Below are 12314 nucleotides of genomic sequence, written 5' to 3'. Positions count from 1 at the left end.
CCGGTCCGGGAGCAACGGCTCGATCCGCGCCCACTGCGCATCAGTCAACGGCACACCCGGACCAACGACCGACTGATCCAAACGAAACTGCCTAGGACTGAGGCCTGACGTCACATTCCCGTTGTCCGCCCGGAGGGCGGGCCCTGACCTGCGCCCGGTCCGCCGCCCGGGCGCCCTCCGTCCAGCCTGCCGCATCGCTCACCCCGCGCAGGCGGGTCGTGCTGGTCTGCGGGAACAGGTTCTCCAGGCGGTCGGTGACCGCTGTCTCACGGGTGGCCAGGACGGGGAGCAGGTCCTGGGTGACCTGGGTCTCGGCGGCGGCCGTGAGGCGCTCGCCGACGCGGTGGGCGTAGGCCGCGAGGAAGGACTGCCGGAAGGTCTTCGTGCGCTTCCGGCCGCCGGCTCTCTGGGCCGCCTCGGCCTTCGTCATCGCGTGCGTGGCCTGCACGAGAAGCGAGGTGTAGAGCAGTTCGACGGCCTCCAGGTCGGGCTCGAAGCCGACGACCGTGGAGAAGCCGAGCGGTTCGTTCCACACCGCGCGGCAGTGGTTGGCGGTGGCGACCGCGTCGAGCAGGACCGCCTTGGCCTGCTCGTACGGCGGCTCGACGCCGATCCGGCAGGCGCCGGGCGCGTCCGCCGAGGGCGCCCCGGCCGCCAGCAGCGCCTCGTCGATGCTGTGCCGGGCCATCAGCTCCTGCGCCTTGGCGCTCAGCGCCTCCGCCTCCTCGGGATACCCGGTCGCCTCGGCCTTGGCGAGCAGCGCGCGGATCCGGGTGAGCATGCGGGAGGCGGGCCGGTGCTGCTCCCGGCGGGGCTCCTCCAGGGGTTCGAGGGCGGGCAGGCGCAGCAGCAGCCGGTAGAGCTCGAGGGCGGTGGTGGCGTGCGAGAAGCGGTCGGTGCCGCGCGCGGGGCCGTCCGGGAGGGCGTCGAGCTGCGCGGCCCAGCGCCGGCCGCGCGGCCGGTCCCGTGGCGCCTGCGCGCGGATCAGCGCCGCCGCCAGGGCCACGTGCGGGTCGTCCAGGTCGCGCCGCACCAGCCGTACGAGGTCGGCGGGCTGCCAGCCGCGACGCCAGGCCGTCTCGACGAACTCCTCCCCGCGCCGGGCCAGTTCGGCGTCCGCCCCGGGATCGGCCGCGAGGAGGGACGCGCCCGTGTCCAGGCCGGGGTCGGAGTCGTCGTACAGGGCGGCCTGGAAGGCTCGCTCGACGGTGCTGGTTTCGCTGCTCACCCGTCGATCGTGCCATGGGCCGCCGGAGCGGGCCGCGGTTGTCCACAGCCTGTGGACAACCCTCGGGGGCTTGTCAGGCTCGCGCCAGGTCCGGCGCGCCGTCCAGGGCGTCGGCCGCCGGGCAGGGGACGTCCGGGCGGACGCCCGCGCCCTCCCGAAGTCGGTGACCAACCTGCTCAACCCGAAGGTGATCCCCTTCAACGTCTCCTTCCTGCCGGAGTTCGTGAACTCCGACCTGGGTCACGTACGGGAACAGTTCCTCGTCCTCGGTGTCACGATCACGGCGATGGGCCTGATGGTGGACGACTCGGTCGGGCTGCTGCCCGGAGGGTTCGCCACGCCGCTGCGGCGCAGCCGAAGGGTGGCGCGGGGGCTGGACCTCTTCAGCGGGACGGTGTTCTGGGCTGGCGGTGCGGTCGGCGGCGGCGGCGCCCGAGCAACGGCTCCGACGACTGTCAACTTCGGGTTGACGAGCGCCGGTGCGTCAACCTACGGTTGACGCATGACGACGAACTCACCCGGCACGGCTTCCGTACGTCTCGACGACCTCATCGAGGCCATCAAGAAGGTCCACACCGAACCCCTGGACCAGCTCCAGGACGCGGTGATCGCCGCCGACCACCTGGACGACGTCGCCGACCACCTGATCGGTCACTTCGTCGACCAGGCCCGGCGCTCCGGCGCGTCCTGGACGGATATCGGCAAGAGCATGGGCGTCACCCGGCAGGCGGCGCAGAAGCGCTTCGTGCCCAGGGAGTCGGCCGACCTCGACCCCGGCCAGGGCTTCAGCCGTTACACCCCGCGCGCGCGGAACGTGGTCATGGCCGCGCACAAAGCGGCCAAGGACGCCCGCAACAGCGAGGTGCTGCCCGAGCACCTCGTCCTGGGCCTGCTCGCGGAGCCCGAGGGCCTGGCCGCGAAGGCCATCGCCGACCAGGGCGTCTCCTTCGACGCCGTCCGCGAGGCGGCGACCGCCGCGCTGCCCCCGGCCGCGGACCAGGCGCCCGAGCTCGTCCCGTACGGCGCCGCCGCCAAGAAGCCCCTGGAGCTCACCTTCCGCGAGGCACTCCGCCTCGGCCACAACTACATCGGCACCGAACACCTGCTGCTGGCCCTGCTGGAGTACGAGAACGGCGAGGGCGTCCTCAGCGGCCTCGGCATCGACAAGACCAGGACCGAGCGGTACATCGCCAAGGTGCTGTCGCTGCTCGTGCTCGGGACGGAGCAGAGCGAACCGGAGAGCTGAAACCGCAGGTCACAGCCCATTGTCAGACCCGCCTGCCACACTCGCGACCATGACCGACCGCTGGGCGCTCGCCCCGGCCGAGGACGGTGGCGTCCAGCTCGCCCCCCTCGGTCCGGACGGGCTGCCCACCGGGCCGGTGCGGCGGGAGCCGGATCTCGCCGGGGCGGTGCGGAGCCGTCCGGAGGTGACGCGCTGGGTGTGGCGGTCGACCGCCGAGGTCTACCCGCGTCTGCTCGCCACGGGGGTGCGAGTGGAGCGGTGTTACGACATCGAGGACGCCGAGACACTCCTGCTGGGCCACGAGGGGCGGTACGGCGAGCCGCGTTCGGCCGCCGCCGCCCTGGCCCGCCTCCGGGGCGGCCCCGTACCGCCCGATCCGCCGCAGCGCGCCGCCGAACCGGGCGCGCAGTCCCCGCTGTTCGAGCCGCAGGGCGCCCGCCTGCCGCTCGAGGACCTCCTCGCGGTCTACGCCGAGCAGCAGCGGCGGCACGACCGGGCCGCGCACCCCGACCGGATGCGGCTGCTGACGGCGGCCGAGTCGGCGGGGATGCTGGTGGCCGCGGAGATGAACCGGGCGGGTCTGCCGTGGAGCGCGGAGGTGCACCGCGAGCTGCTGCGCGACCTGCTCGGCGAGCGGTACGCGGGCGGGGGCGAGCCCCGCCGCCTGGCCGAGCTCGCGGACGAGGTGTCCGCCGCGTTCGGCCGCCGGGTGCGGCCCGACCTGCCCGCCGACGTGGTCCGGGCGTTCGCGCAGGCCGGGATCAACGTGAAGTCCACCCGCCGCTGGGAGATCGCCTCCCTCGACCACCCGGCGGTGAAGCCCCTGCTGGAGTACAAGAAGCTGTACCGCATCTGGGTCGCGCACGGCTGGTCCTGGCTGCAGGACTGGGTCCGCGACGGGCGGTTCCGGCCGGAGTTCCTCGCGGGCGGCACGGTCACCGGACGCTGGGTCACCAACGGCGGGGGTGCGCTGCAGATCCCCAAGGTGATCCGGCGGGCCGTGGTCGCCGACCCCGGCTGGCGGCTGGTGGTCGCCGACGCCGATCAGATGGAGCCGCGGGTGCTGGCGGCGATCTCCCGCGACCCCGGGCTGATGGAGGTGGCCGGCCGGGAGAGCGACCTGTACCAGTCCGTCTCCGACCGGGCCTTCTCCGGCGACCGCGCCCAGGCCAAGCTCGCCGTGCTCGGCGCGGTCTACGGCCAGACCTCCGGCGACGGCCTGAAGAACCTCGCCGCGCTCAGACGCCGCTTCCCCAAGGCGGTGGCCTACGTCGACGAGGCGGCACGGGCCGGCGAGGAGGGGCGGCTGGTACGCACCTGGCTGGGGCGGACCTGCCCGCCCGCGGCGGGGGCGGGGGACGACGGCGTGGAGGAGGCGGGCATCCCGGTCGGGGACGAGGAGACCGACGGCCGGCACTGGGTCCCCGGTCACGCCTCCACCAACGCCCGCGCCCGGGGCCGCTTCGCCCGCAACTTCGTCGTGCAGGGCAGCGCCGCCGACTGGGCCCTGCTGATGCTCGCGGCGCTCCGGCGGGCCTGCGCGGACATGGCGGCCGAGCTGGTCTTCTTCCAGCACGACGAGGTGATCGTGCACTGTCCCGAGGAGGAGGCCGAGGCGGTGGTGGCGGCGATCCGGGAGGCGGCCGGCCTGGCGGGGCGGCTGACCTTCGGCGAGACGCCGGTGCGGTTTCCGTTCACGACGGCGGTGGTGGAGTGCTATGCCGACGCCAAGTGATCAGCCGTACGGTCATCAGCCGCGCGGTCAGCGGGCTCCCGCGAGCAGTTCCCGCAGCTCCGCCACGACCGCCTGCTCGTCCGTGCCGTCCAGCGCGGCGAGCGCCTCGTGCCACACCTCGTACGCCTCCTCCCCCCGCCCGCGCTCGCGCAGCAGGAGTCCTTGCTGGTGGCGGGCGAGACCGCCCACGTAGCGGTCGGCGCGGGCGTCGGCGCGGCCGAGCAGCTCGGCGCATTCCCGCTCGGCGTGTTCGGCGCGGCCCAGCTGCCGCAGGGCGCGGACCAGGCCGAGCCGGGTCTGGGACTCGCCGTGCCAGTCGCCGTGGCCGCCGAGGATGCGCAGGCTCTCCTCGAAGTGCACGGCGGCGGCGGCCGGTTCGCCCAGGGTGAGGTGGGCGTAGCCGATGTTGCAGTGCGCGGAGTGCTGCACGATGACAGCGCCGATGGCGTCCCCGATCGCCAGCGAGCGCCGGTGCTGCTCGATGGCGGCGCGCGGGTCGGTGTGCTCGTACAGGTTGCCGAGGTGGCTGTAGGTGACGGCCTCGCCGTGGGGGTCGTTGAGCTGCCTCGAGTACTCCAGGCTCTGCCGCAGCGCGTCCCCGGACTCCGCGTACCGGCCGAGGCCCTCCAGCAGCAGCCCCCGGTTGTTGAGGCAGCGCCGGATCCAGGAGACCGTGCCGAGCCGCCGCCAGATCGTCAGGGCCTGGTCGGTGAGGGCGAGGGCGTCGTTCTGGCGGCCGGTCAGGAAGTGCAGCCCCGCGAGGTCGCCGAGCGCGTACGCCTCGGCCGCCTCGTCGCCGAGCCGCCGCGCGGCACCGAGTGCGGCCCGGCCGAGCACCTCCATCTCGGCGACGCGCCCTCTGCGCTGGAGGTAGGGGAAGAAGAGCCGGACGAGGGCGGAGAGGTGGGCGGCCTGCCGGTCGTCGGGCGTCTCGGCGTACCGTTCGGCCAGGGCGACGACGTTCTCCAGCTCGACATCGCCCCAGGCGAAGGCCTCCTCGGTGGAGCCGAAGGGCGGTACGGCCCTGACCTCCGCCGCGTGCGCGGGGGGCTGGGCGGCGGTCGGGCGGCGGCGGTCGTCCTGGTCGAGGCCGGGTTCGACGATCGCGGTGAGAGTGCGCTCGGCGACGGCGGCGTACCAGCGCAGGGCGGTGGTGGCGGCGGCGGTGTCCTCGCCGGGGGCGGTGAGTTCGCGGGCGAAGTCGCGGACCAGGTCGTGGGGTGCGTAGCGGCCGTACGCCGTCTCCTCCAGGAGGGCGACGTCGACCAGGCGGTCCAGCGCGGCCTCGGCCCGGCGTTCGTCGGTGCCGGTGAGGCGGGCGATCAGGGCCGCGCCGTACGCGGGCAGGTCGAGGGCGCCGATGCGGCGCAGGGCGCGGGCCGCGTCCCGGTCGGCCTCGCGGACGGAGGCGGCGAGCGCGTCGTGCGCGACGGCCAGGGAGCGGCGGACGCTCAGGTCGTCGTACTCCAGGTGGTGCAGACGGCCTTCGGTGGCGGCCAGTTGACCGGCGAGCACGTCCGGGGTGAGGGCGCGACGCGCGGCGAGCCGGGCGGCGACCACCCGCAGGGCGAGCGGGAGGCGGCCGGTGAGCTCGACGAGGGGGTGCCCGGCGTCGAGCCCGGTGCGGCCGGAGACCGTGCGCAGCAGCGCCGCGCTGTCCTCGCCGGTCAGCGGACCGAGCGGGAAGCGGCGGGCGCCGTCGAGGGCGGCCAGCGGCGAGCGGCTGGTGACGATCACCGCGCAGCCGGGGCCGGCCGGCAGCAGGGGCCGTATCTGCGCGGCGTTCGCGGCGTCGTCCAGCACCATCAGCGTGCGGGTCGGCGCGAGCAGGGAGCGCAGCAACGCGGCGGCCGCGTCCGGGTGTTCGGGGGTGCTGCGGGCTTCGGTGCCGAGGTCGCGCAGCAGGGCGCCGAGGGCCTGGGCGGAGGCCATCGGGGACATGCCGGGGGTGGCGCCGTGCAGGTTGACGTACAGCTGCCCATCGGGGAAGCGTTCCCTCAGCTCGTGCGCCACGTGCAGGGCGAGGGCGCTCTTGCCGACGCCGGCCATGCCGCTGATGACGGCGACGACCGGGGTCTGGGCGTCGGTGTCCTGCGCACCGGGCCGGTCGAGGGCGCGGCGCAGGTCGTGGAGTACGGCCTGGCGGCCGGTGAAGTGGGCGGGAGGCGGCGGTAGTTGGGCGGGCCGGGGGGGCTGGGGAGCCGGAGCGGCGTCCTCGCGCGTAGACGCGGGGTCGTGCGACGGAGCCGCGCCGTCCTCCCGGGGCGGCGACTCGTCGGACCGGCGCGCGTGCGCGGCTGTCCGCTCGGCGCCCGCCCGCTCGGCGTCCGGACGGGCCTTGTGCCGGTCGCCGTCCGCGAACGGGCCGTCCCCGAGGGACAGATGGCCCTCGTACGGGCGGTCGTGCGGACCGTCGTACGAGCTGTCCCGCGCACCCCCGTTCGGTCCCTCCCCCGCGCCGCTCCAGAAGGCACCGGCCGGGTCCCCGGCTCGCGCCCGCAGCACCTCGACGTGGGCCGTGCGCACGGCCGGGCCGGGTTCGATGCCGAGTTCCTCGACCAGGCGGGTGCGCAGGTCGCGGTGGACGGCGAGGGCCTCGGCCCGGCGGCCGGTGCGGTGCAGGGCGAGCATGAGCTGGCGGTGGAAGGCCTCGCGCAGCGGATGGTCGGCCACGAGGGCGGCCAACTCCGGCACCAGCGCGGCCAGCCGAGGCCCGCCGAGGGCCAGCTCGGCGTCGTACCGCCACTCCAGCAGGAGCAGCCGGGCCTCCTCCAGGCGCTGGGCGAAGGCGTATCCGCCGAGTTCGGCGGGCAGCCCGCTCAGCGGCGCCCCCCGCCACAGCGCGAGCGCGGCCGTGCAGGCGCGCAGCACGCCCGCCCAGTCCCGGCGCCCGTGCGCGGCCCGCGCCTCGGCGACCCGCGCGTCGAAGACGTGCACGTCCAACTCGCCTTCGCCGACCCGCAGCAGATATCCGGGCGGTACGGCTTTGAGGCGCTCGGGTTCGTCGAGGAGCCGGCGCAGCCGGGTGACGTGGTTGTGCAGCGAGGCCTGCGCGGACGCGGGCGGGGTCCCGCCCCACAGCGCGTCCTTGAGGGAGTCGACGGACACGACCCGGCCGGCCTCCAGCAGCAGCGCGGCGAGCAGGGCGCGCACCTTGGGGCTGCCGATCGCCCGGACCGAGGGGGCGCGACCGCTGCGGTCGCCGGTGTCGCGCGTGCGGGCGTCGTGGATGACCGGGTCCTCGGCGTCACCGTCGGCGTTGTCCGAAATCCCGTACAGCGGACGGTCGTACAGGACGGGTGGTCCCAGCAGTCCGAACCGCAGCTCGTACCGCCGCATCGCGCCGTTCACTGCCTTCCCCCACGGTCATGGCCGACCGTGCTCCGCGGCGGGCGTGCGCCCGCCGTCCGTGGCGGATTTCCGCCCTGTACCAAGTGGTTTCCCGCCACCTTACGTCTGTCGCTCGCAGCCGGAATCCGTTACGGTTCCGGCCTACTGCCGTCGTCACCCCGGCGACTTCACGCCACCCGGTCGGCGGCCCCCGAAAGAACCATTGGCCATATGTTAGCGATCCGTTGGTGTGTCCTGATGTGATCGTTCCATCGGATCCGGCCCGACGACGCGCGTACGACGCGTAACTCGGGGGAGTGTCGCCGCAGGCTGGATCCGGGGACGCAAAGAGGGCCTCGGTCGGCGGAGGTGAACGACCGGGGCCCTTGTCCCGCTTGCTTCTCGGCGTCGGATGACGGGCGGGCGCCCGCGCCGGGTCAGCCGCCGGTCCGATGCGGCACGGCGTGCGCTTGATGCGCGTTGGAAGATCCCGCACGAACCCGAACTCACCCTCCGTCGCCCGAAGACGACTTCACGGTCACGTCCACGATCCCACGGCAGGAAGACCTCCCGCAGCCCGTCCCCGGTGACGTCACCGACGTGTCCGGCCGCCGGGCGTTCACAGCCAGCCGTTGCGGCGGAAGGCACGGTGCAGCAGGGTCGCGGCGGTGATCATCACGGTGACGGCGAGCGGGTATCCGTAGACCCAGCTCAGCTCCGGCATGTGCGCGAAGTTCATGCCGTAGATCCCGGCGACGAGGGTCGGGGTGGCCAGGATGGCGGCCCAGGCGGAGATACGGCGCATGTCGTCGTTCTGCCAGGTCCCGAGCCGCGCGAGATGGGCGTCGAGGGCGGAGTTGAGCAGCTCGTCCAGCGAGCGCACCTCGGTGTCGGTACGGTGCAGGTGGTCGGCGACGTCACGGAAGTACGGCATTGCCCCCTCGGGCCAGCCCGCCTGAGAGCCGGCGAAGTCCTGCGCCACCGGGACCAGGGGCTGCACCGCGTCGCGGAATTCCAGGACCTCGCGTTTGAGCGAGTAGATCTCCTCGGTCAGGTCCTCACGGTCCGGGGAGAACACGCGTCGCTCCAACGCGGTCAGGTCGGCACGCACCTGGGCGGCGGCCTCGGTGTAGGAGTCGACCACCGTGTCCAGGACGGCGTGCAGCACGGCCACGGGCCCGAACCGCAGCGTCTGCGGGTTCTCCCCCAGCCGCCGGACCGCCTCGGTGGTCGGGTCGACCGAGCCGTGGCCGACGGTCAGGACGAACCGGGGACCGGTGAAGACCATCACCTCCCCGGTCTCCACCTCGCAGCCGTCCTCGATGTACCACAGCGTCTTCAACGCCACCGCGAGCACATCCCCGTACCGTTCCCGCTTGGGACGTTGATGCGCCTGGACGGCATCCTCCACCGCCAGCGGATGCAGTCCCAGCGGGCCTGCCAGTTCCTCCAGATCGCCTGGCGCCGGGTCGTCCAGGTGCACCCAGCAGAACTCCCGCTCTCCCACACGCTTCAGGCTCTCCAGCACCGCCGCACGGCCGCCGTCGGCCTGACGGCAGTCCACCTGCTGCGGCGAGCCCGGCGGCTCACGGTAGATAAGACACCTCATCCCTCACACCTGCACCGGCGCGGCGATTGCATGCCTTCGACCCGCGGCCGAGCAGAAGGGCGGGACGCCGCCCGCACGCGATGGTCACACATCCTTCACGCCACGGCCCTTTCCGTCCGACCGGTAGGGGCTACCCGAACGGCAGCATCCGCCTTCACCAGGGAGCCGTCGTGGTCTTCACCGCCATCCTGCTGCCCCCGGGACTGATGTGCCTGCTCCTCGCCCTGGGCCGCTATGAGGAGTGGCTGTTCCGGCAGCCCGCGCCCGTACGGCCCGCGCGTCACGCCCGGAGCAGGCGCCATCTGTCCCTCGTTCCGTCCCCGGGCCCTCGCGCACCGGCGCACCGCAGCGAGTCCGGGCGGCGGGGTCTCACTGACGCGGCGTGAGCGCCGTGTGTCGTCGAAACCGGGGGCGCGAGCCCACCAGGGTCCGTGTCGTCAGGTTTCGCCCATGCGGCGCCGGTCCCGCTCATCCCACTTCCGGGTGTCGCGCGGCTCCGCGTACGGCTCGGCCTCCGGCGGATGGCCTCCGGCGATGGCCCGCTGGCGTACGGTCTCCGCGTCGAACTCCAGGCCGAGGAGGATGGCCAGGTTGGTGATCCACAGCCAGACGAGGAAGACGATGACGCCGGCCATGGTGCCGTAGGTCTTGTTGTACGAGGCGAAGTTGGCGACGTAGAGCGCGAACCCGGCGGAGGCGATCATCCAGATCACCAGGGCGAGGAAGCTGCCCGGGGTGATCCACCTGAACCCCTTCACCCTGGCGTTCGGGGTGGCCCAGTACAGGATCGCGATCATGATCGTGACCAGGACGACCAGGACCGGCCACTTGGCGATCGACCACACGGTCAGCGCACTGTCCCCGATCCCGAGGGCGGTGCCGGCCTGGCGGGCCAGGCCGCCGGTGAAGACCACGATCAGCGCGCTGATCACGGCCAGCACCATCAGTACGACCGTCACCCCGATCCGCACGGGGAGGATCTTCCACACCGGCCGGCCCTCGGGCACGTCGTAGACGGCGTTCGCGGTGCGGATGAACGCCGCCACATACCCGGATGCCGACCACACCGCCAGCGCCAGGCCGACGATCGCCAGGATCGAGCCGGTGCCGCCGTTGCCCTGCAGCTGCTCCACGGCCCGGGTGATGATGTCGCGCGCCGAGCCGGGTGCGAGCTGCTTGATGTTGCTCAGCAGTTTGTCCGTGGTGGACTTGCCGGTGATGCCCAGCAGGGAGACCAGGACCAGCAGCGCGGGGAAGAGCGCCAGGATCCCGTAGTAGGTGAGCGCGGCGGCCCGGTCGGTGAGCTCGTCGTCCTTGAACTCCCGCAGGCTGCCCCTGAGCACCGCGCCCCACGACTGTTTCGGCAGATCGGTCGGACCGTCCGGGGCCCGCCGCTCCACCTGCTCATCGGGGCCGTAGCGCTGCCCGGCGTCACCTTGACGGGGCTCGTGATGTTTGTGTCCTAGTAGCGGTATCCGAACCATGCCGGCCGAGTACCCCTCTGCAGGGGACACGCTCGTGATCGCCGGAAAAGTGAATCCGGTTGCTTCGCCTGCCCTGAACTAACCCGTTGCGGGTACTCGCGGGCTCGACAACAGGTCGGGGCGCAGTGCGCCGCCGGCCGAGGACGAGACGGGGAGGTGACAGGCATGCCGGACGGAACCCTGTCAGGGGCCGGCCCGGACCGCGGGACTCGGGCCTCCGGGTCGGAGCCGGTGAGCGAGCTGGTGCAGCGGGCGTCGCAGCAGCTGACGGATCTGGTGCGCGGCGAGCTGCGGCTGGCGCAGTCGGAGATGAAGCAGAAGGGCAAGCGGTTCGGCAAGGGCGGTGGGCTGTTCGGCGGCGCCGGGGTGGTCGGCTTCCTGACCCTTCAGGCGCTGGTGGCCACGGTGATCGCGGCCGTGGCCGTGGCGCTGCCCGTGTGGGCCGCGGCACTGATCGTCACCGCCGTACTGGGCGTGGTCACCGCGGTTCTTGCCCTGACGGGCAAGAAGGAGATCAGCGAGGCGGCGCCGCCCGCACCTGAGCAAGCGATGGAGAGCGTGAAGGAAGACGTGGCCGAGATCAAGGAGAGTGCGCACCGATGACCCAGCCGCCCCACGACGAGCCCACCGCCGAGAGCCCCGAGGAACTGCGCGAGCAGGTGGAACAGACCCGGCACGAACTGGGTGACACCGTCGAGGCCCTCGCGGCCAGGACGGATGCCAAGGCGCGCGCCAGGGAAAAGGCGGCCGAGGTCAGGCAGCAGGCCGCGGTGAAGGCCGGGGAGCTCAAGGCCAAGGCCGCCGACGCCGCCTCCCAGGTGCAGGACAAGGTCGCCGACGCCGCCTCCCGGGTGCAGGACAAGCTGCCCGACCCGGTCAAGGACAAGGCGGCCAAGGCTGCTGAGCAGGTCCACACGAAGACGGCGCAGGCCGGCCGTGTGTTGCAGGAGAAGGCACCCGAGCCGGTGCGGCAGACGGCTGCCCGGTCGGCCCGGGTGGCGCGTGACAACCGCACCGCACTGCTGGTCGTCGCCGGTGTCGCCGTGCTGTGGCTGGTGGGTCGCCGCAGGAAGGGTTGAGAGGTACGTGAAGGCTTCGAAAGTCGCCTACAAGCCGGTCGGGCTGGCGCTGGGAGCCGTCAGCGGCATGCTCGCCGGCGGACTGTTCAAGCAGGCGTGGAAGACGCTCGGCCACGACGAGGACGCGCCCGACGCCACCGACGAGGACCGCGACTGGGGCGAGGTGCTGCTCGCCGCCACCCTCCAGGGCGCGATCTTCGCCGCGGTGAAAGCCGCCGTCGACCGCGCCGGCGCCACCGCCGTCCGCGGCCTGACCGGCACCTGGCCCGGCTGACCGCCTGGGGGGAACGCCGGTGTCCGCACCGATACCGGCGCCCCGTTGCACCCCGCCCCGCCGTACCCGTCCGGGACGGCTCAGGTCGCAGCAGTACCCCAGAACAAGGGAAGCCCAGGTCAACAGTGTTTGACCTGGGCTTCTCAGAGAGCCGCTTTCGGGATTCGGAGCCGGAGACCTACGCGTTACGAGACCATGAGCGATCATGCTGCCTCGTGCCTCGCCGTGCCACGCGGTGCCGTTCCGCCCGATCAGAGCACGTGTGTCGGCAGCGACCCGGACTGCTGGGTCAGCCTCCTCGCCCTGCACGACCTGGCCCACGCCGAACC

General features: G+C 73.2%; 11 protein-coding genes. 7 read left to right on the top strand and 4 right to left on the bottom strand.

What is annotated here, in order from left to right; all coding sequences use genetic code 11:
* Positions 1 to 91: 91 nt before the first annotated feature.
* A complete protein-coding gene (locus ACIBBH_RS35825; protein ID WP_399412037.1) occupies positions 92 to 1228 on the bottom strand; it encodes a DUF2786 domain-containing protein in 1137 nt (378 codons plus the stop codon).
* Between the two features lie 70 nt (positions 1229 to 1298).
* Between ACIBBH_RS35825 and ACIBBH_RS35820 the strand changes: the two genes are divergently transcribed.
* From ACIBBH_RS35820 to ACIBBH_RS35810, 3 genes are read left to right on the top strand one after another with little or no spacing between them, the layout of a single operon-like run.
* The gene (locus ACIBBH_RS35820) at positions 1299 to 1727 is read left to right on the top strand and encodes a LysE family translocator (protein WP_399412035.1); all 429 of its coding nucleotides are present in this window, start codon (positions 1299 to 1301) and stop codon (positions 1725 to 1727) included.
* A 3-nt stretch (positions 1728 to 1730) separates the two neighbouring features.
* A complete protein-coding gene (locus tag ACIBBH_RS35815; protein ID WP_399412033.1) occupies positions 1731 to 2474 on the top strand; it encodes a Clp protease N-terminal domain-containing protein in 744 nt (247 codons plus the stop codon).
* A 49-nt stretch (positions 2475 to 2523) separates the two neighbouring features.
* On the top strand, positions 2524 to 4209 hold the full coding sequence (locus ACIBBH_RS35810; RefSeq protein WP_399412031.1) for a bifunctional 3'-5' exonuclease/DNA polymerase: 1686 nt from the start codon (positions 2524 to 2526) through the stop codon (positions 4207 to 4209).
* A 27-nt stretch (positions 4210 to 4236) separates the two neighbouring features.
* Here the strand turns inward: ACIBBH_RS35810 and ACIBBH_RS35805 are convergent, their stop codons facing one another.
* Positions 4237 to 7548, bottom strand: coding sequence for a BTAD domain-containing putative transcriptional regulator (locus ACIBBH_RS35805; RefSeq protein ID WP_399412043.1), 3312 nt, complete (start codon positions 7546 to 7548; stop codon positions 4237 to 4239).
* A 610-nt stretch (positions 7549 to 8158) separates the two neighbouring features.
* Positions 8159 to 9148 carry a magnesium and cobalt transport protein CorA gene (locus ACIBBH_RS35800; RefSeq protein WP_399412030.1) on the bottom strand — a complete coding sequence of 330 codons (990 nt, stop codon included), beginning with the start codon at positions 9146 to 9148 and terminating at the stop codon, positions 8159 to 8161.
* A gap of 170 nt (positions 9149 to 9318) precedes the next feature.
* Here ACIBBH_RS35800 and ACIBBH_RS35795 point away from each other — a divergent pair, with 170 nt between their 5' ends.
* The gene (locus ACIBBH_RS35795; protein ID WP_399412028.1) at positions 9319 to 9534 is read left to right on the top strand and encodes a hypothetical protein; all 216 of its coding nucleotides are present in this window, start codon (positions 9319 to 9321) and stop codon (positions 9532 to 9534) included.
* 51 nt (positions 9535 to 9585) lie between these two features.
* Here the strand turns inward: ACIBBH_RS35795 and ACIBBH_RS35790 are convergent, their stop codons facing one another.
* On the bottom strand, positions 9586 to 10632 hold the full coding sequence (locus ACIBBH_RS35790) for a YihY/virulence factor BrkB family protein (protein ID WP_399412026.1): 1047 nt from the start codon (positions 10630 to 10632) through the stop codon (positions 9586 to 9588).
* 165 nt (positions 10633 to 10797) lie between these two features.
* On the opposite strand from ACIBBH_RS35790, the gene ACIBBH_RS35785 reads away from it, so the two are divergent.
* The 3 genes from ACIBBH_RS35785 to ACIBBH_RS35775 are packed head-to-tail and all read left to right on the top strand — an operon-like array spanning position 10798 to position 11985.
* Complete coding sequence (locus tag ACIBBH_RS35785; protein ID WP_399412024.1) at positions 10798 to 11235, top strand: phage holin family protein; 438 nt, start codon at positions 10798 to 10800, stop codon at positions 11233 to 11235.
* Entirely contained in the window at positions 11232 to 11711 is a 480-nt protein-coding gene (locus tag ACIBBH_RS35780) for a DUF3618 domain-containing protein (protein WP_399412022.1), read from the top strand. The genes ACIBBH_RS35785 and ACIBBH_RS35780 overlap by 4 nt, the downstream gene beginning before the upstream one ends.
* Positions 11712 to 11718: 7 nt before the next feature.
* Positions 11719 to 11985, top strand: coding sequence for a DUF4235 domain-containing protein (locus tag ACIBBH_RS35775; protein WP_399412020.1), 267 nt, complete (start codon positions 11719 to 11721; stop codon positions 11983 to 11985).
* Positions 11986 to 12314 lie beyond the last annotated feature (329 nt).

The organism is Streptomyces sp. NPDC051636 (assembly GCF_044453765.1).
GTDB lineage: Bacteria > Actinomycetota > Actinomycetes > Streptomycetales > Streptomycetaceae > Streptomyces.
Note: the sequence above shows the minus strand (reverse complement) of the source record. Positions and strands in the feature narration are given on the sequence as shown.